16 protein-coding genes are annotated in these 19,015 nt (G+C 31.4%); 6 read left to right on the top strand and 10 right to left on the bottom strand.

The genetic code is table 11. The annotated features are described in order from the left end of the window. Window positions 1-28: 28 nt before the first annotated feature. The 5 genes from N5D03_RS11275 to N5D03_RS11255 form a co-directional block, all read right to left on the bottom strand. Entirely contained in the window at window positions 29-916 is an 888-nt protein-coding gene (locus tag N5D03_RS11275) for an exopolyphosphatase (protein WP_219034770.1), read from the bottom strand. Beyond that, a complete protein-coding gene (gene ppk1, locus N5D03_RS11270) occupies window positions 906-2,972 on the bottom strand; it encodes a polyphosphate kinase 1 (protein ID WP_219034771.1) in 2,067 nt (688 codons plus the stop codon). The genes N5D03_RS11275 and ppk1 overlap by 11 nt, the downstream gene beginning before the upstream one ends. Continuing rightward, window positions 2,969-3,454 carry a histidine phosphatase family protein gene (locus tag N5D03_RS11265; RefSeq protein WP_038336593.1) on the bottom strand — a complete coding sequence of 162 codons (486 nt, stop codon included), beginning with the start codon at window positions 3,452-3,454 and terminating at the stop codon, window positions 2,969-2,971. The genes ppk1 and N5D03_RS11265 overlap by 4 nt, the downstream gene beginning before the upstream one ends. A 93-nt stretch (window positions 3,455-3,547) precedes the next feature. Further along, on the bottom strand, window positions 3,548-3,979 hold the full coding sequence (locus N5D03_RS11260; protein WP_052217929.1) for a thioesterase family protein: 432 nt from the start codon (window positions 3,977-3,979) through the stop codon (window positions 3,548-3,550). A gap of 23 nt (window positions 3,980-4,002) precedes the next feature. Beyond that, window positions 4,003-5,037 carry an AI-2E family transporter gene (locus tag N5D03_RS11255; RefSeq protein WP_280051700.1) on the bottom strand — a complete coding sequence of 345 codons (1,035 nt, stop codon included), beginning with the start codon at window positions 5,035-5,037 and terminating at the stop codon, window positions 4,003-4,005. A 113-nt stretch (window positions 5,038-5,150) separates the two neighbouring features. Here N5D03_RS11255 and N5D03_RS11250 point away from each other — a divergent pair, with 113 nt between their 5' ends. The 3 genes from N5D03_RS11250 to N5D03_RS11240 all read left to right on the top strand — a co-directional run bounded on the left by N5D03_RS11250 (window position 5,151) and on the right by N5D03_RS11240 (window position 7,649). Beyond that, window positions 5,151-6,170 carry an isoaspartyl peptidase/L-asparaginase gene (locus tag N5D03_RS11250; protein ID WP_280051699.1) on the top strand — a complete coding sequence of 340 codons (1,020 nt, stop codon included), beginning with the start codon at window positions 5,151-5,153 and terminating at the stop codon, window positions 6,168-6,170. A 36-nt stretch (window positions 6,171-6,206) separates the two neighbouring features. Continuing rightward, window positions 6,207-6,989, top strand: a complete 783-nt coding sequence (locus N5D03_RS11245) for a hypothetical protein (protein WP_280049999.1) — start codon at window positions 6,207-6,209, stop codon at window positions 6,987-6,989. 84 nt (window positions 6,990-7,073) lie between these two features. After that, a complete protein-coding gene (locus N5D03_RS11240; RefSeq protein WP_125348839.1) occupies window positions 7,074-7,649 on the top strand; it encodes a hypothetical protein in 576 nt (191 codons plus the stop codon). A gap of 70 nt (window positions 7,650-7,719) precedes the next feature. Here the strand turns inward: N5D03_RS11240 and N5D03_RS11235 are convergent, their stop codons facing one another. Further along, entirely contained in the window at window positions 7,720-8,601 is an 882-nt protein-coding gene (locus tag N5D03_RS11235) for a NifU family protein (protein WP_125348840.1), read from the bottom strand. A gap of 59 nt (window positions 8,602-8,660) precedes the next feature. Here N5D03_RS11235 and N5D03_RS11230 point away from each other — a divergent pair, with 59 nt between their 5' ends. Further along, a complete protein-coding gene (locus N5D03_RS11230; protein ID WP_125348841.1) occupies window positions 8,661-9,173 on the top strand; it encodes a gamma carbonic anhydrase family protein in 513 nt (170 codons plus the stop codon). Window positions 9,174-9,615: 442 nt separating this feature from the next. Then, entirely contained in the window at window positions 9,616-10,872 is a 1,257-nt protein-coding gene (locus tag N5D03_RS11225; protein WP_280051698.1) for a DUF3748 domain-containing protein, read from the top strand. Between the two features lie 172 nt (window positions 10,873-11,044). On the opposite strand, the gene N5D03_RS11220 is transcribed toward N5D03_RS11225, so the two are convergent. Beyond that, the gene (locus tag N5D03_RS11220) at window positions 11,045-12,556 is read right to left on the bottom strand and encodes a bifunctional GNAT family N-acetyltransferase/carbon-nitrogen hydrolase family protein (RefSeq protein WP_280049997.1); all 1,512 of its coding nucleotides are present in this window, start codon (window positions 12,554-12,556) and stop codon (window positions 11,045-11,047) included. A 104-nt stretch (window positions 12,557-12,660) separates the two neighbouring features. Between N5D03_RS11220 and N5D03_RS11215 the strand changes: the two genes are divergently transcribed. After that, a complete protein-coding gene (locus tag N5D03_RS11215; protein WP_038333978.1) occupies window positions 12,661-13,698 on the top strand; it encodes a hypothetical protein in 1,038 nt (345 codons plus the stop codon). Window positions 13,699-13,749: 51 nt separating this feature from the next. On the opposite strand, the gene N5D03_RS11210 is transcribed toward N5D03_RS11215, so the two are convergent. The 3 genes from N5D03_RS11210 to N5D03_RS11200 all read right to left on the bottom strand — a co-directional run bounded on the left by N5D03_RS11210 (window position 13,750) and on the right by N5D03_RS11200 (window position 18,727). Further along, complete coding sequence (locus tag N5D03_RS11210; RefSeq protein WP_280051697.1) at window positions 13,750-14,004, bottom strand: hypothetical protein; 255 nt, start codon at window positions 14,002-14,004, stop codon at window positions 13,750-13,752. A 26-nt stretch (window positions 14,005-14,030) separates the two neighbouring features. Beyond that, on the bottom strand, window positions 14,031-17,105 hold the full coding sequence (locus tag N5D03_RS11205; RefSeq protein ID WP_280051696.1) for a hypothetical protein: 3,075 nt from the start codon (window positions 17,103-17,105) through the stop codon (window positions 14,031-14,033). A gap of 182 nt (window positions 17,106-17,287) precedes the next feature. Continuing rightward, window positions 17,288-18,727, bottom strand: a complete 1,440-nt coding sequence (locus tag N5D03_RS11200; RefSeq protein ID WP_280051695.1) for a glyceraldehyde-3-phosphate dehydrogenase — start codon at window positions 18,725-18,727, stop codon at window positions 17,288-17,290. Between the last annotated feature and the right edge of the window lie 288 nt (window positions 18,728-19,015).

Here is a 19,015-nt window from a genome sequence, read left to right as displayed (position 1 = left end):
GATTAATCTGACCTTATAATAGAAGTATTTATTTTTCTAAATCTTTATATACTTTTCGAATAATTCCGTCCGAAAGTCCAATTTTCGGAACATGAATTTTCTTTGCATGCGACCATTTTAGTACATTACTATAAATTTCTAATGCATAAACCACTACATCAGCACGGTCGGGTTTCATATTGAAATTCTGCATACGTTCTTCAGCAGTCATCGTTTGTAAAATTTGATAATGTTTTTTGACATAAACACTACTCAAAGGCATTCCCAGTTTTACGCCTGAATATTTGTATACATGGTTAATATTTCCACCAGAACCAATTAATTCGACTTCATCATCACCAATGTTTTCGTGAATCCATTGTTTCATTTCGTTAAAAGTATTTGGTGAAACTTTATTTTCCAACAAACGTACAGTTCCTACTTCAAAGGATTTTGACGTAAAAACCTTATTATCTTTTAATAACGTTAATTCGGTACTACCACCACCAACATCTACATACAAATAGATTTTTTCGTCTTGTATAAAATCACCTAATTCAGTATTAAAAAGTAATTCAGCTTCGGTTTTTCCATCTATAATCTCGATGTTAATTCCAGATTTTTTAATCACCTTTTTTACAACATCTTTTCCATTTTTGGCTTCGCGCATGGCAGAAGTTGCATAAGCTTTATAGATTTCAATATCATAAACCTTCATCATCAATGCATAAGACAACATAGCATCGCAGATACGATCTATATTTGTTTCGGAAATTTGTCCATCAATAAAAACATCGTGTCCCAAACGAATAGGCATTCTCACAATACTGGTTTTATTAAAAATTGGCGCACGACCTTCTTCTTCGTAAACATAATTAATCAACAATCGCATGGCGTTAGATCCAATATCTATTGCTCCTAATTTTCTAATCTTCATTTTCTTGTTCGTTTAATTTTTTAAAATATTCGTAGGTCGTAAACTGAGAGCGGTTTGGTTTTTTATTGTTTCGTTTGTATTCTAAAGAAGATTCAGCCGTTATTTGGCGACCTTTTACGTTATCTTCAAAACTCAAATTAAACGTATCCATAACTATTTTTTTGAATTTATGATCGTAAATCGGACACGCTACTTCCACACGATTATCCAAATTACGTTCCATCATATCTGCAGAGGAAATATAAACTTTGTCATCGCCTGCATTTTTAAACCAATACACACGCGGATGTTCCAAAAATTTATCAATAACGCTGACACATTCAATATTTTCGGAAAGATTTTTAACTCCAGGAATCAAACAATTAATTCCACGCACAACCAAACGGACTTTTACTCCTTTTTGAGAAGCTTTATACAATAAATCAATGATTTGTTTATCGCTTAAACTGTTTAATTTCATGTTGATCTCCGCAGGTAAACCAGCTTGATGATTTTTGATTTCTCGTTTAATCATCTTGACAATTTTTTTACGTGTTCCATAAGGTGAAACCAATAAATGATTGTACGTTAAGTTCAAATAATTAGCTCCGAAAAATTTAAAAATCTGTTCAACATCCTTTGTTATTCCCGGATTGGTTGTGAAATACGTATAATCTGTATAAATTTTTGCTGTTCCTGCATGAAAATTTCCTGTGCTAATAAACACATATTTCTGCGCCAACATTCCTTCTGGTTTACGTTCGATATAACCAATTTTCGAATGTACTTTCAACCCCGGAACCCCAAAAATAACATTCACACCAGCTTCTTGCAATTTTTTCGACCACATCGCATTATTCGATTCATCAAATCGCGCACGAAGTTCCAAAACAGCTGTTACTTCTTTTCCATTCATCGCTGCGTTTATCAACGAATGCATCACTTGCGAATCCTTTGCAACACGATAAATTGTAATTTTTATTTTGGTTACTTTAGGATCAATTGCAGCTTCTCGAAGAAATTTTAACAACAAAGAATAATCGTGATAAGGCGCCATCATCATTTCCTCATTTTCCGTAAAAGCCTGAAAATAACTGTTATATTCAAAAGGTTTTTTCTGAATAATTGGTTTTATTTTTTCGTACGTTAAATTTGGAATGTCAAAGCTTGGAAAGCTCATCAAATCTCGTTTGTTGTGATATTTTCCTCCCGGATTGATACTATCATATTCATCTAATCGTAATTTTTTCAAGAAAAATTTCAACGTATCTGGTGCAATTTCAGCATCATAAACTAATCGGACAGGAACACCTTTTTTACGATTTTCTAAACTATTGATGACTTTTTCTAATAAACTATGTTCTAAATCGTTATCAAAATCAAGTTCGCTATCTCGTGTAATTTTGATGGAATGTGCTTCAATTGTTTCGAAATCAAACATTTTGAAAATATCTTTCAAATGAAAACGAATAATGTCTTCCAAATACATGACATACGTATTTTGATCATACTTTGGAAGCACAATAAAACGCGAAAATAAATGCGTTGGAACAATCAAAAGTGCATATTGAACTTTGTCTTTTAATTGCATTTTCACCGCTAAATAGAACGATCCATCGCGTAAAGGCGGTGCTTTTTTAATATCATCTAAAATAAAAACTCCAACCGTATGAATAAATTCGTTGTAAAAATATTCGGAAATAAATTCTAAATAATTCTCAGGAATCGATGTATCATCTATCACAAAAATATTGTGATTCTCTAATTCTTTGAATAATTGATTATGCAAATCATCGTACTGGACTCGCTGCTGACGCACAATTTCATTGATTTCATCGATCAATTCTTCGTCCGTTTGATCTGGTACAATATTTTGATAAACAATTTCTACATCTTTGAACTGTATCGAGCGCAAAATTGTAGAATATCGAACCGAATAAAATTCATCTAAATTGTTCGAATAAATTCCTAAAAAACGAATTCGTTCTAACAACGGAACTGTTTCGTCAGAAGCCTCTTGCAACACGCGCGCATTGAAAGAAAGCCAACTGATTTCGCGGTTTATATATTTTTTCATTTAATTTCTTTAGGTAAAATTATTTTTATAGTTTTTCCTTTTTGAATCGATTTCCAATTATCAGAATCAAACTGTATCCAGACAAATCCAGAAGTCGAAAGATTGTAAATCATTTCATTTCCTAACTGATTGGTAATATCTGTAAACGCAGGATTATGTCCAAAAATAAGAACATTTTGCAATTCATTATCCAAATTTCTAATCCATTTGTCTAATAAATAATGCGAAAAAGTATACAAATCATCTTCGATATGAATGGTTTGATTAGGAAATAAAATAGGTTTGACAAGTAGAGAAGTTTCTTTTGCTCGAACTGCTTTGCTCGAAAATATTTGATCAAATTTCAATTCAAAATTTTGATGAATATAATTTGCTACTTTCTTCGTTTTGAATTCACCAATCTCTGTGATAGAACGAAATTGATCTGAAACATTTTCGTTCCATTTACTTTTTGCATGACGCATTAAAAACAAATTTTTCATAACGCAACGAGTTTAAAAAGAAAAAGTAGTTAAATCTAATCATTATCTAATGAAAAGACTTAACTACTGTTGTATTTTTTTTAGGATTATTTTCTAAAGATTACCTTCGTAATTCTTAAAATCATTTTTTACCCAATCTGGCAATTCCATCGATTTTTTCTCTTCCATATCGTACATTACTTGTGTACTTTTTCCGATACAATGAATAACATCTTCACCATTTTCGCTTTTACTTGTGACAATATATTCAAAATCGAAACTCTTATTTCCTAATTTTGTAACTCGTACACCAATACGAGGTTCTATCGCATTTGGACGTAATTCTTTTTGGTAACTCGCTTCCATATGTGCAATGACAAACATGTGTCGCGTCCATTGCCATTTTTTGCTCGAAGCCATCATATAATAGGCTCTACCGATCTGGAAATACTCGAAATAAAATACATTATTTACATGACCAATTGGATCAAAATCGCTCCAACGTGGTTCTAAAGGTTTAAAGAATTTAAAGTTTTCTATACTCATTTTTAATTGGTTTTTAATAATAATTAATCTTCAGGATTTGGATCAATAAATTCGTATTTGTACAATTTGACTAACCAAAAGAATACTGAAAATAAGATAGGTCCAAATATAATTCCGATAAATCCGAATAGATTTAAACCAACGATTACTCCAAAAATAGTAATTAATGGATGAACATCTGCCATTTTTTTTTGTAAAACTAAACGGATTAAATTATCTGAAAGCCCAACAATTACAAAGCAATAAATTAATAATCCAACCGCTGATCCAGTTTCACCTTTTGCAAGTAAAAATAGTCCAAGAGGTACATAAATAAGTGCGGCACCAACGACAGGCAACATTGCAGCAAAAATGGTTAAAATAAACCAAGTAAACGCATCATCTACACCAAATATAAGATATCCAATGTAGGCAATTATTGCTTGTAGAAAGGCTGTTAATGGCATTCCGACAGCATTTGAAATAACTAAATCTTTCAAATCTTTGTTCATTTTGACTAAATTACTTGTTTTAAGCGGAATTGTTCTGTAAAACCAATTTTCAAGTTTTTGATGGTTCATCAACATAAAATACAAAATAAGGAAAGCAACACCCAACTGAACTGTCATATCCATTGAAGCATTCAGTGTTTTTTCTAATAATTTACCTCCAACTTGTGTTATTTTTTCAATGTTTGTTGCACTAAACACATCGATATGAAATTTGGTTTGCAACATTTGAATAATTTTATTGACATCTGTTTTAATTTGAGCTGTGTCATTTAATAGCACCATTACTTTATTCGTTAACATTTGAATTAATAAATAAAGAGGTCCTATAATTAGAATTGCACTACTAATCATTAAAAAGATTACACTTCCTAATTTGTTCCATTTTTTTACTTTAACTAACCATTGCAAAGGATTCAGGAGCAAAACGTACAAACACAAAGCACCAAGAAAACCTGGAAAAAAAGCCAATAAATTTTTGGTAATTAATCCAAAAACTAAAAGTATAATTGCAATAAAAGCTAATTGCAATAAAATGTTATTAGAGAGATAGTGTTTATTAGAGTTCATAGGTATTTATTTGTTTAATAACAGTTGTTGATATTTCGTTATCAAATTCAATGCTAAAAATAGTTAATTTCTATAAACTTTTCTATTTTTAGACGTTGAATAAAATTTTACACATGAAAAAAATAGTCGGTTTAATTTTATCAGTTTTGACAATCTCTACATATGCACAAACGAAACAAGACAAAGTTGTTTTGGTAATTCATGGTGGTGCTGGTACAATTCTGAAAAAAAATATGACACCCGAAAAGGAAAAAGCGTACCGAGATGCTTTAGCTGAATCTTTGACAAAAGGTTATGAAGTCATCAAACAAGGTGGCGAAAGTGAAAATGCAGTGATAGAAGCCATAAAAGTAATGGAAAATTCACCTTTGTTTAATGCAGGAAAAGGAGCGGTTTTTACGCATGAAGGTAAAAATGAATTAGACGCTTCGTTGATGATTGGAAATACAATGCAAGCTGGAGCTGTGGCTGGAGTTACAACGATTAAAAACCCTATTTTAGCAGCAAAAGCTGTTTTACAAAATTCTGCTCATGTAATGATGGTTGGAAAAGGAGCAGAAGAATTTGCTCAAAATCAAGGTTTAGAAATTGTTGATCCAAGTTATTTCAAAACGGAAGAACGCTGGAATTCTCTTCAAAAAGTTTTGGAAAAAGACAAAGAAAAAATGGAATTAGACCACGATGCTAAAACACATGCGTATGTTCCATTCAATTTTGTTGACGAAAAATTTGGTACTGTTGGAGCAGTTGCTTTGGACAATAAAGGTCATATCTCGGCAGGAACTTCGACTGGTGGAATGACAAATAAACGTTTTGGTCGAGTAGGCGATTCGCCAATTATTGGTGCTGGAACGTATGCAAATAGCGAAGTTGGTGTTTCAAGTACAGGTTGGGGCGAATATTTTATAAAAGCTGTTGCGGCATATGATGTTGCGGCTTTGATGAATTACAAGAAACTTTCTTCGAAAAAAGCTGGTGAAGAAGTTATTAAGAAAATTGGTGATTTAGGAGGCGATGGCGGAATGATTATTTTAGATAAAAATGGTCAAGCAAGTTTTCCTTTTAACACTGCCGGAATGTATCGCGGAAGTATTACACAATCAGGTAAGATAACTATCGAAATTTATCAATAAATTTGGAACACATTTTAAAATAAAGATATACAATACATGATAAAACAAATTTTACTTACAGCCACTGTTGTTCTTGCAAATTTTGCAACAGCGCAAGTAACCTCTATGATTAATGATAAAAATGTAGATGCTTCGACAAAAGTATATGGAATGGCTCCTTTAAGCGATGAAACAAAGGCTTATGAGAAGTTTAATTTTATGTTAGAAAATGCTGCGGCTATACAATTAGGAAAACCAATTTTGGAGTATGGATATCAATCATCTACTTTTCAAGCACAAGATAATGGAGTAATGATTTATATGGTAAAAGATAAGAAAATTGTCGATCAATGGTTGGTAAATCCTGCCTTCTACAATGTTTTTCATGACGGAATTCCGTATTCTTATGATACCGATAAATTAGCTGTTCTTGCTGATAAATATCCGTTGATTTATAAAGAAGAAAAACGTCAATATAAAACTGAAAAAGAATACCAAAAACAGCGTCCAGCCTTGTTTGCTGATCCTTATAATTTGATTATTACAGAACCAGATTTTACATACGAAGGATATTTTGATGTGCAATTTCCACAAAACGAACAATTCAAAAATTCTGAAGCTGCTATAGCTTATTTAAAACCAATTGTAGAGAAATTGACAAAAAAGAAATTTGATATTAATTATACAATTACTGAAAAAAATATTTTAGATCGTACACAATTTACAATAACAGTTGCAGGAGAAGAAAATATCTACAAAAAAATAAAATTAGATAATCTGCAAAAAGGAGATTGGCAATCATTAAGTTATGAAGCTTCGATTTTCCGAAAAGCGAATTAATAGAAAGAAAAGGTTTTTGAAATAATCAAGAACCTTTTTTTTATCCACAAAGATTCGTAATTTGACTTTTTAACCCAAAGAAATATGAATTCTAACTTCTATAAAATATTACAACACTCAAAAGAAAATCAATCAATTATTGCCGTTTACAATGATCCAGAAGGAGACAATTTTTGGGCTGGATATATTTTAGATTTTAATGACGAATTTTTTACGATGCAACACATTTCGAAATATGGTAAAAAAGATGGAATTTTAATCGAACCTTATTTTAAAATTAGTCGAATAGATGTTGATGATTACTGCAAATGTCTCAATTATTTGAAAGAACATCACACCGATTTGGATCAAGAAAATCCAATCACATTTAATGCAACAGCAGAAGAAAATTGGGTTCGTCAAATTTTAGGCGAAATAAATGATCAAACCGAATATGTATCACGTATTCAATTAAATAACAATAGTCGTTTTGCAGGTTTTATTCGGAATTTAACTGAAGATGATTTCGAGTTAAAATGTATTGGTTCGGAAGGAACGGACGAAGGCTCTTTGTATTTTCAGATTGATGATGTTTCGTCGATTCGTGTCAATGATTTAGAAGCTCGCAGAAGGTTATTTTTTTATAATTATCGTCGTTCTATCGACTTTTTTGATGAATAATCGAGAGATATTAAATAAAAAAAATCCAACTCAAAACGAGTTGGATTTTTTTGATACTATGTGTTTAATCTTATCCATTTACAGCTTCAACGTTGTCTACAACATCAGGCATCATTTGTTTTAAAATACCTTCGATACCATTTTTAAGCGTTGCTGTAGAAGATGGACAACCAGAACAAGCACCTTGTAATAACATTTTTGCTGTTCGCGTTTCTTCATCAAATTCAATTAATTCGATATTTCCACCATCATTTGCAACTGCTGGTTGAACATATTCGTCTAAAATAGCTTTGATTTGTTGCTCAACAGAAGAAAACTCTTCAGCAGGTTTTACCACAACATGCTCAGGAGCTTCTGTTGTGAATTCATAAAATTCATCAAAAACAGGACCTCCAGCTTGTAAATAATTCGTAATAAACGAACGAACATCCATCGCCCAAAGTGACCAATCTTCTGTTTCGTTTTTCGTTAAAGAAACATAATTATCAACAATAAAAACTTCTTCAACAAAAGGATATTCTTTGTAAATCGCAACAGCTAATGGAACTCCAGCAGCTTTTTCTCTCGATTTTATCTCGATGATTTCTGGCGCTAACATAGAATTTGAAACGAATTTCATCGCAGCAGGATTAGGCGTCATTTCTGCATAAATAGAAATAGGAGCCTTTTTCATTGGTGCTAAAATTGCATTTTCTTCTAAATGTTCATTGATAATTTCTTTCAAATCTTCTGTAACATCAGCCCAATCAACAGCATCTATTTTTTCTATCGCAACAAAATTCGCTGTGATAAATATTTTTTGAATAAATGGTATAGTCAATAAAACTTGCGCTAAAGGAGATTCGGTAGCTGTAGATTCTTTATCGAATTCCACGCCACCTTGTGTTAAAGTCTCGTCACAAACGAACTTCATCACATTATTATTTGGTGTAATTTCTTCGTATACTCTCATAGTTCTACAAAAATACGCTATAAAAATGTATCTTTATCATTAGAATTATAGATTTTGTTATGGCAATAATTAAAGAATTAAATGGGCATACACCAAAGTTCGGTGAAAACTGCTTTTTAGCGGATAATGCTGTGGTTGTAGGAGAGGTAGAAATGGGAGATGATTGCTCAATTTGGTTTTCAGCAGTTGTGCGTGGAGATGTACATTATATCAAAATGGGGAATAAAGTAAATATTCAGGATAACGCAACAATACATGCGACGTATCAAAAATCGCCAACAACAATTGGAAATAACGTTTCGATAGGGCATAATGCTATTGTACATGGTTGTACAATATACGATAATGTTTTGGTTGGAATGGGCGCAATTGTGATGGATGATTGCATTGTTGAATCTAATTCTTTGATTGCTGCTGGTGCAATTTTAACCAAAGGAACGCATGTAAAAGAAGGAGAATTATGGGCTGGAATTCCAGCGAAAAAAATTAAAGATGTTCCAAAAGAATTGAAAGAAGGCGAAATAGAAAGAATCGCCAATAATTATTTGATGTATAGTAGTTGGTATAAATAAAAGAAAGCTCAGTCTGTAACTGAGCTTTTATTTTCTACTTCCAGAAATTCCAAACTTTACCATCAAAAAAGGCAATTGTTTTGGATAAGGAGAAATAATATCATTGACAACATGTCTATACGAGGTAAAACTATTCAATTGTTGTTATCATTTCCAGATTGTGGAACATATTGCGAATCAATTCTGGTTGTAGATTTTCCAAAATCTTCATTAAATATTACCTTTGTTGTTTAAGGTTTAACAAAACTTATACTAAGGAAAATAAAAACATTGAAAAAAGTATATTATTAATCATAATTAATCCAGACAAAAAAAATAAAATGCAGTTTTGTAACAAATTTTTATAAAGAATGTTGAAATGTTTCTAGTAATCAAATAATTACGTTTTTAGTTGCTTGTTAAATGTTTATTAAGTAAATAAAATATTATTAAACAATACGATATGGTAAAGCAGTTAACTTATGATGATTTTGGACATACGCTTCATCATAATCAAATTCAATCGGTTGATGGTAATTATCTTGTTTTTGATAGACGAAATGATGATACAAAAATTGGAGAAACTTCTTCCATTTGTTTACTTCATACGAGAACTTACGAATCCGAAATTATTTATACAACAAATAATCAAACAGAGTTTGGTCCTGGAGTAGGTGCAGCCTCTTTTTCACAAATTGAGAATAAAGTTATTTTTATTCATGGTATTCGAAATGCGAATCAAGCAAATCCGTATTCGGCAACAAGAAGGACAGGTGTCGCAATTGATTTAGAATTTCCAAATCAGCCTATTTTTATGGATGCCCGAAATATAAATTTTCCCTTTACAAATGGTGCTTTGCGTGGAGGAACGCATTCGCATTCATGGAAAAAAGAGAAGAATTGGATTAGCTTTACCTACAACGATTATGTTTTGGAGCAAGAATCCAAACACAATTCTACCATAAAAGATCAGCGAGTAGTTGGATTGATGTTTCCCAAAAAAGTTGAGGTTGATTTTGATGAAACATTAGAAAATAATTTTGGAGAAATGTTTTCAATTATCGTTTCGAAAGTAGTGACAAATCCGACAAATGGAAGTGATGAAATCGAAAAAGCTTTTGATGAATGTTGGATTAACTCAACAAATAATATTGCTTTTCAAGGTCATGTTCGTGATGAAAAAGGGAATTTGAAAACAGAAATTTTTGTTGCTGAAATTCCAGATGAAATAAGTTTTGATGAAAAAGATAATTTAAAAGGTAGTTTAACAACTTTGCCAGATATACCAAGTTGTATTTCGCAGAAACGAATCACTTTTACTCAAAATGGAATTAGTAATTTTAGACATTGGTTACGTTCTTCCCCAGACGGAAAAATCATCTATTTTTTGATGGAAGATGAATTTGATAAAACGCAATTATTTGGTGTAAATTTAGTTTCGAATGAAATTATTCAATATTCTTTTTTAGAGAATTCGATTACATCTCCATTTAATCTTTCACCAAATGGAAAATGCGCTATTTACTTTGTTGATGATAAAATATATCTAAATGATTTAACCGAAAAAAAATCTAAACAAATCTATCAAGTTCAAAAAATCAATAATGAATTAACGGGAATTCCGCATTTTTCTAACGATGGAAAAAAAATCTATTTTAATCAATTTGTTTCAAATAATTTCAATGAAAAGTTTATTCAAATCTTCGAATTAGAGTTATAAAACAAAATTGAAATATGTTAAAGTTCAAAGTTTTCTAAAAAATATTTGTCCCTTATAAAAAATATTTCTAATTTTAGTACAGATACTTAACCGAACCTAAGGTCTATGCTCTTATTCGAGTCTAACCAATGGGAATAAGAACTAAAAAAAACCTCCAATTTGGAGGTTTTTTTTATGATTTTATTAGTTTTACTTCATACAAATCCTTGCGTCTATCTTTCATCGTTTTTACAGTTCCATACTCATGCAATTCTTTTAGAAGATAAAGATCAACGTCTGAAATCAGTACCATTTCAGTATTCGGAGTTGCTTCTGCTTTGACTCCATTGTTTGGAAAAGAAAAGTCTGAAGGAGTGAAAACTGCCGATTGCGAATATTGAATATCCATATTATTCACACGCGGTAAATTTCCCACAGAGCCTGCAATAGCCACATAACACTCATTTTCTATTGCACGAGCTTGCGCACAACTACGTACTCGCGTATAACCATTTTGCGTATCAGTCATAAATGGAACAAATAAAATTTCCATTCCTTGATCGGCTAAAATACGGCTCAATTCAGGAAATTCGACATCATAACAAATTAGTAAACCTACTTTTCCGCAGTCGGTATCAAAAACTTTTATTTCATCGCCACCATTCAATGCGTAATATTTGAACTCATTTGGTGTAATGTGTATTTTACTATACGAATCTAATTTCCCCGAACGATGACATAAAAATGACGTATTATATAGTTTTCCTTCCTTTAGATGAGGCATAGATCCTGAAATAATATTGACATTATATGTAATTGCAAATTCTTGAATTTTCTTCACAATATCGTCCGTCATCGTTGCTAATTGATGCATCGCTTCAATCTCTTTCAAATGATTATATGGACTCATCAACGGCGAATTGAAAAACTCTGGAAACATGATAAAATCAGAACCATAGTCGCTCACCGCACTTACGAAAAACTCAATTTGATCATAAAAATCTTGCAAACCATTAAACAAACGCATCTGCCATTGCACCAAACCAAGACGAATAGTACGTTTTGTTGGTGAATTAGATTTCAATTCAGGTTCGTAATAGATATTATTCCATTCTAATAAAGTGGCATATTCTAAGGATTCTTTATCATCTTTCAGATAATTTTTCAAGATTTTTTTGACATTAAAATCATTCGAAATCTGAAAAGCTAAAGTTGAATCATAAATCTCTTTACTTTTTACTTTTTCTATATATTGTCTAGGAGACAATTCTTGCGAATATTTATGATAATTTGGAATACGACCACCTGCAACAATTGATTTTAGATTCATTTCTTCACAAAGCGCTTTACGTTCGTCATATAAACGTCTTCCTAAGCGCAATTGTCGATAATTTGGATGAACAAAAACTTCAATTCCATACATTACATCACCTTCTGGATCATGTTTTAAAAATTTACCATTAGATGTTATCGTATCATAATTCGATTCGATATTCGTTTTTTTCGAATTAACCACAATACTCAATGCCGAAGCAACAACTTTTCCATCCACTTCAACACAAAGTTGACCTTGTGGAAAAATAGCTAACAATTCTTTAATTTCGTCGACAGTCCAAGTTCCAAGCTGATTGTGATAGGCTTCTTTTGTAGATTCAGTCAAATCACTATAATCTTCAAGAGTCAAATTTCTGACCTGAATATTCATTTTATTTAGATTTAGATTATGCTTGAATTTAGCAAATATTAATCCAATAAACAATTTTAAAAAATAAATTTAGACCTATCTTCGTATAGACTAATAAGCATGAAATGAAAGATGTAAAAATAGAGTTTAGAAAGCCTATTTATCCTGTGAGTGATGAATTAAATCATTATTTAGAGAAATATCATCGCAAAACAAAAGCGAGTATAGAATATGATGATTTGATGCGTTTTTCGGGTTGTGTAGCATTGGAAGATAAGGAAGGAAATGATACGCATTGGTTAGGTGTTTATTATACCGACTCGGAACATCAGGAAATTCAAGATAGTCTAAACAGAATTTACACCTACTTACATTCAGACGGAGATGAGGAGTCTTTGCCTTATCTTGTTGTTGATTCTATTGATTATTGTACGTTTGGAAATTCGAAACCTTTTCGTATTCGGGTTCGTAATATTTTGAATGATAATTATACCAATTTTTACATCAAAAAAGCAGATGCTTCGCGTATTTATGGTTTAGAATTAGAAGATATTTTATCGCCTCATCGAATCAATTTTTTGGTCTACAAAAATACATTGATTGAAGAGCATATTTTAGGAATTCCAGGAGATGTTTTTATCAAAAATTATTTGGATAAATGTAATGATTTAGAGAAAAATCAGATAGCAAAAGAGTTTGTAAAGTTCAATGAGCGCTGTTTTATAGGTCTTTTGGGTGATATGCGTTCATATAATTATGTGGTGATTCCAATTCACGATTTTGATCAAGTTATCTATAGAATTCGACCAATAGATTTCGATCAACAATGCTATGAAGGAAATTTAAAAATTTATCGACCACAGTATTTCAAAGAAAATAAAATTATGGTTGATTTGGTGAATAATCGCTTGAAACCAAATTCTGTCGATCAATATAGAAAAGAAGTAAAATCCTTGATTTCGAAAAGAATTTCGAATAGTTCGAAACGTTTTCGTGATTTAATGAAAATCATGAAAAATGATCATATTTCTAAACCAGAAAATGTTGCACAATTACGAACTGGTTTTGCAAAGTTTTATAAAGATCAATCTTACGAAAATTGTGAAAGAATGGGTGAAGTTCTATATAAAGCAATTGCGAATAGTTTGGAACAGATAAAATAAGAAAAGCTTCTCAAAAATAGAGAAGCTTTCTTTTTTTATATAATTTAGAAATTAGTTTTTTAATAACTGCTTTCTGTAACGTAAAGCAACTAAACCTGCTCCAATTACCAATAAAGGAAAATAATCATCGATTGGTGCTGGATCAGCATCTTCAACATCTGTTCCACCACCACCGGTTCCTGGTCTAGCAGAACTTTCATTTTGATTAGTTGATTCAAAGAACGAAATCTTATTTTCTTGAGCAGATAGACCTATTGAACAATGCAAAACTCCTGCAACTAAGATAATTTGTTTTATATTTTTCATATTGTACTATTTTATTAGATGTTAAATTATTTGTTTACAACTTTTTGAGTCTTAACTTTTCCGTCTTCAGTCAGAACTTTTATAACTAAAATTCCTTTTGCAGAAGATTCAACTTGGTAAACACTTGCACGAATGTTATTTTTCACAAATATTTTTCTTCCTTGAATATCATACAACTCTACCGAAGAAATTTTATTTTGTTTTGCATCCACTACAATTGTATTGTTTTTAGTATAAACAATAACATTTTCTTTTGACAATTCATCTGTACCTAATGTTTTATTTGTATACACAAGTTCAAAACGAGTATCAAATATTCCTGCTTTAGAAGTGAATGAATAAGCTGATTCTGATAAGTTATGTACTTGATTTAACTCTTTATCTCTTAAATAAACAATCTGTCCTTTTTCAAACAACCCATCAACTTTCTCTATATTGATTGTGTAATTTCCTTGCTCTAAAGTTTCAAAACCTAATTTTACGACATCATCAGTTTTAAAAGGTAAGCTGCGTCCTTGGATTGCATATGCTTCATTATTAATCAATGAGTAGATTGCTGAAGATCCTCTTTGCATCACTTTTGCATCAATTTGATTATCCGCATCGTTTGTAGCTCCATCCATATAAGCTAATAAAATTTGGCTAATTGTTTTACTTTCTTTTGATAAACTTAACCAAATTCTGTTTTTCTCTGCAATTGAATTTTTATAGAAAAATGCATCTTGCGAAGTTCTCATTGTATTGTTAAAATTAACTGTAGGTGTAGCTTGAGAAAGTCCTACGATAAATCCTTGTCCAACAGAAATGTTTGACAAATCAGGAATAACACCACCTACAACGTTGAATGCGGCATAATTATTTGCATATTCTGAAGAACCAACAGGGAATTGATGTGTCCAGAAATATAATGAATTAACATTCTCATTTGCTAATAAGAATTTTTCCACATTAATGTTAGAAGCATAAGGGTTACCAACTAAATTGTATCCATTTGCTGTAAATTGAACAGGAACTGTTATATCTCCATTGAACGGAACACCTAAAAATGCACCATTATGAATTGTATTTTGCCCTGTTGGTAAAGTGTTTTTAACACGGATAGAAACCCCTTTACCCGGTTCAAATAATTTTGAATCTGTATCTGAAGTTAAAATCTGAGTAAATTCATCTGTTGTTTCATTATATGTCCAAAAACGATTGTATAATGTTTCCGGAGAGAATGATCGTATAGTTTGTTGCGATGCTTCCTGCTGAACCGGAGAAGACCAGAACGTCATATCATTACGAACCATCGATTTACTATCGCGGTTAACTGTAATTGCTCCTGAGTTAGCAACGTTTTGATTTTGGATTAAATTACCACCATTTTCTACAACTAATCCTGTAAGACCAGCTTGATTGTCGATCTTCCCATCAACGATTAAACGAGCACCTGACTTTACGACAACTGAACCTCCAGCATCTGAAACTGTAAACGTTTTAGCTTCTAATTGCGTATCAACTGTTACTTTACCTTTGATGATTACATCTTTTGTAAGATCCGGCGTTCCATTAGACCATGCAGTTCCGTCCCAAGTTGTAGAGTTTGAAGGTACTAATTTGTATAGTTGTAGCTCTTGCTGATTTGTATTTCCATATGCAGCAAATCGAGGTGATCCTGGATTATAAGATAATTGTCTTACTGGAGTAGATACATTATTTACTATAAATTTTGCATTTTCATATTTAAAAGTCCATCTGAAATTATTTGATAAAGCGTCAGATAGAGATACGGTATTCCCAGATGTCCAACCTACATAATTTTCTATAACTTCATTGTAAATTGTTTTAGAGTTTCCATCAGTTTCTATTTTCCAAACGTGATTAGCAGAAGGGTTTACAATTTCTTCATTATTAACGTTTGCATTTACGCGACCTAAATAAGTTTTCTCTACGAATTCATTTGTCATTAGAAATGCATTTGTCTCATTCGTTACAACATAATACCCATCTGTAACTTCTTCTACACTGTTTACCTTAACAAATGTACCTTCTCCATTATATGTAATTACATTAGGATCTTTAGAATTTACATTAAAAGTAGTTGTATAATTATTAAAATTATTATCTCCTACTGCTGTAGCATTAATAGTTGTAGAACCAATTCCGTCAAAAGATAACATATTTCCATTTGTAGAAACAACAGAATTATCAGCAGAAGTATATACAATATTTAACCCTTGATCTGTTTGTGATGGTAAACCAGAAAAAGTAGTTCCTTGGTTTTGAGTTAAATGATCAAAAGTATAATTGACTGTTTGATTTGCTTTTGCTATTTCAAAAGTTACATTAGCCGGGTCAGAAGTACCATATTGATTTTTGGCTGTTACTTGAGTTGTAAATGTACCCGCTTGTGTTGGTGTACCTGAGAAAACGCCATTATCAAATGTAATTCCTAAAGGTAATGTCCCTGTTTGTGTCCAAGAGGTAGGATTGCCTGTTGCCGTTACAGTTCCGTCAGATAATAAGACACCGTAAGTTCCTGTAATTGTTTTAGAAGAAACTATTGGAGGGAAGTTTGTAGGAACTTCTGTAGTAATTGAAATATCTGTTAATCTTACACGTGGACTCGAAGTACCTGTTACAATAAAAGCATATCTTGTTCCTAAAGATTTAGTTGATGAAGCAGTATATGTCCATTTAGCATTTGATATATGATCTTGTGATGCTACTTCTTGCCATGAATTTCCTTGATCAACAGATTCAAAAATATACCATTTTTGAATTGTTCCATAAGTTGTTGATGTTGTTAAAGAGATTGTCTTAACGTTTTCTATATCCCATAGCATTTCTATTGATGCTCCTTGTGGTGCAGCTTGAATAAATTTAGTTGGAACTTTAGCTGACGCACTATTTCCTAATCTAAAATCTGCTCCACTATGATATCTGTAACTTGCAAACCACTGTTTAGATTGTAAATTTAGGGTAATGTCAGCTGTATATGATGATTGTGGTGTAGCGTTTCCAAAATTTCCTTCATAAGCAACTGTCTGGCCAAAAGCAGTAAAGGATACTAATCCTATCAGGAGAAATATCCAATTAAATAAGTAAAATTTCTTCATAAATAAAATGTTTTTTTTAGTTGTTCAAAAATAGTGTTAATTTTTATAATCAACATTAATATAATATTAACAAAAATAAAACAATTAATTTATTTAGCTATTTTTAAACGAATAGGTTACAAAAAAAATCCACTAACTAAAAAAGCTAGTGGATTAATTTTAAATAAAGGGAAAAAATACTATTAATAGTATGTATATCTTCTAACACCTGCAATGTGCTTCGCTAAACGCATTACTTGGTGGCTATATCCATATTCGTTATCGTACCAAACGTACATTACAACATTTTTACCATCTGCAGAAACAATTGTTGCATTACTATCAAAGATAGATGGAGCAGTAGTTCCAACGATATCCGAAGAAACTAATTCGTTGTTCAACGAATATTTAATTTGCTCTACCAATTCTCCGTTCAATGCAGCGTCTTTCATCAAGTTGTTTACCGCTTCTACAGAAGTATCTTTACTAACTTCTAAATTCAAGACAACCAAAGATCCATTTGGAACAGGAACACGAATTGCATTCGAAGTTAATTTACCTGCTAAACTTGGTAAAGCTTTTGCGACTGCGCTACCAGCACCAGTTTCAGTAATTACCATATTCAAAGCAGCAGCACGTCCACGACGGTATTTTTTGTGCATATTATCAACCAAATTTTGGTCATTTGTATACGCATGAATTGTTTCTAAATGTCCTTTTACAACACCTAAATTATCTTCAACAACTTTCAAAATAGGTGTAATTGCATTTGTTGTACAAGATGCCGCTGAGAAAATATTTACATTTTCTGGGCTATATTCTTCATGATTAACACCATATACAATATTCGGAACACCTTTTCCTGGCGCTGTTAATAAAACTTTATCAGCACCAACAGATTTTAAATGACGAGATAACGCTTCTTCATCTTTAAAAACACCTGTGTTATCAATAATTAAAGCATTATTAATTCCGTAAGCAGTATAATCAATATCTTCTGGTTGAGCTGCAGAAATCATGTAAACAGAAACTCCGTTGATGATTAACGCATTATTTTCGTGATCAGCTACAACGTTTCCATCAAAATCACCATGAACAGAATCATGACGTAACAAAGAAGCTCTTTTTTCTAACAAAACAGGATCGTTTTTATCACGTGTTACAACAGCGCGTAATCTTAATTGTTGACCTTTTCCCATTTGAGAAGCCAACTCACGAGCTAATAAACGTCCGATACGACCAAATCCGTATAAAACAACGTCTTTTGGTTCAACACTTTTTACATTTTTGCTTGCACCTAATTTCTCTTCAACAAAAGCTTCTGCCGAAGCGTAATCTCCGGAAATATATTCTTTTGCTAATTTTCCAACATCAAGTCTCGAAGCTGGTAATTTAGCTTCAGAAATAGCTTTAGCAATCGCTAACGTATCGTCGATAGCAATCTTTTTTTCTACAAATTCTTCAGCATACTGATGTAGATTTACGATGTCACTAACGTTTTTATCAACTAATTGATTACGGAAAATTACCAATTCAACAGATTGATCATACCATAAATCTGAAACAATTTTAATGAATTCTACAACCTTTTTACTCATTTCATTGAAAGATGCAAGTTGTTGATCATAAGAAGAGTGGTTCATTTAATAAATGTTTATTTGTGTTTATTTACTTAATTCTTGGCAAAAGTAATCAATTATAACGATTTCGTACATTTTTTTTACAAAAACTAATTATTGTCATAAAAATGCAACTATTTCTACGAAAATACTAAAATATAGAAAATAAATAAATTTTTAATGAGAAATTTTAAATTTTACGAATACTAATAAACAGCTATAATCCATTGTTTTATTATTGAATTTAAAATTAGTTTTATTTTACGAAAACGTTTTCGTAAAATAATTGTTAAAAAATTTTATTTGCAAATT

The organism is Empedobacter sp. GD03861 (assembly GCF_029840885.1).
Taxonomy (GTDB): domain Bacteria; phylum Bacteroidota; class Bacteroidia; order Flavobacteriales; family Weeksellaceae; genus Empedobacter; species Empedobacter falsenii_B.
This window is presented reverse-complemented; position numbering and strand designations above follow the sequence as displayed.

Coding starts and splice junctions, on each gene's coding strand:
- N5D03_RS11235 (WP_125348840.1), bottom strand. CDS start 8,601: ATGAGAGTATACGAAGAAATTACACCAAATAATAATGTGATGAAGTTC.
- N5D03_RS11210 (WP_280051697.1), bottom strand. CDS start 14,004: ATGAAAAATATAAAACAAATTATCTTAGTTGCAGGAGTTTTGCATTGT.
- N5D03_RS11250 (WP_280051699.1), top strand. CDS start 5,151: ATGAAAAAAATAGTCGGTTTAATTTTATCAGTTTTGACAATCTCTACA.
- N5D03_RS11230 (WP_125348841.1), top strand. CDS start 8,661: ATGGCAATAATTAAAGAATTAAATGGGCATACACCAAAGTTCGGTGAA.
- N5D03_RS11215 (WP_038333978.1), top strand. CDS start 12,661: ATGAAAGATGTAAAAATAGAGTTTAGAAAGCCTATTTATCCTGTGAGT.
- N5D03_RS11220 (WP_280049997.1), bottom strand. CDS start 12,556: ATGAATATTCAGGTCAGAAATTTGACTCTTGAAGATTATAGTGATTTG.
- N5D03_RS11240 (WP_125348839.1), top strand. CDS start 7,074: ATGAATTCTAACTTCTATAAAATATTACAACACTCAAAAGAAAATCAA.
- N5D03_RS11265 (WP_038336593.1), bottom strand. CDS start 3,454: ATGAAAAATTTGTTTTTAATGCGTCATGCAAAAAGTAAATGGAACGAA.
- N5D03_RS11275 (WP_219034770.1), bottom strand. CDS start 916: ATGAAGATTAGAAAATTAGGAGCAATAGATATTGGATCTAACGCCATG.
- N5D03_RS11260 (WP_052217929.1), bottom strand. CDS start 3,979: ATGAGTATAGAAAACTTTAAATTCTTTAAACCTTTAGAACCACGTTGG.
- N5D03_RS11225 (WP_280051698.1), top strand. CDS start 9,616: ATGGTAAAGCAGTTAACTTATGATGATTTTGGACATACGCTTCATCAT.
- N5D03_RS11245 (WP_280049999.1), top strand. CDS start 6,207: ATGATAAAACAAATTTTACTTACAGCCACTGTTGTTCTTGCAAATTTT.
- N5D03_RS11205 (WP_280051696.1), bottom strand. CDS start 17,105: ATGAAGAAATTTTACTTATTTAATTGGATATTTCTCCTGATAGGATTA.
- N5D03_RS11255 (WP_280051700.1), bottom strand. CDS start 5,037: ATGAACTCTAATAAACACTATCTCTCTAATAACATTTTATTGCAATTA.
- ppk1 (WP_219034771.1), bottom strand. CDS start 2,972: ATGAAAAAATATATAAACCGCGAAATCAGTTGGCTTTCTTTCAATGCG.
- N5D03_RS11200 (WP_280051695.1), bottom strand. CDS start 18,727: ATGAACCACTCTTCTTATGATCAACAACTTGCATCTTTCAATGAAATG.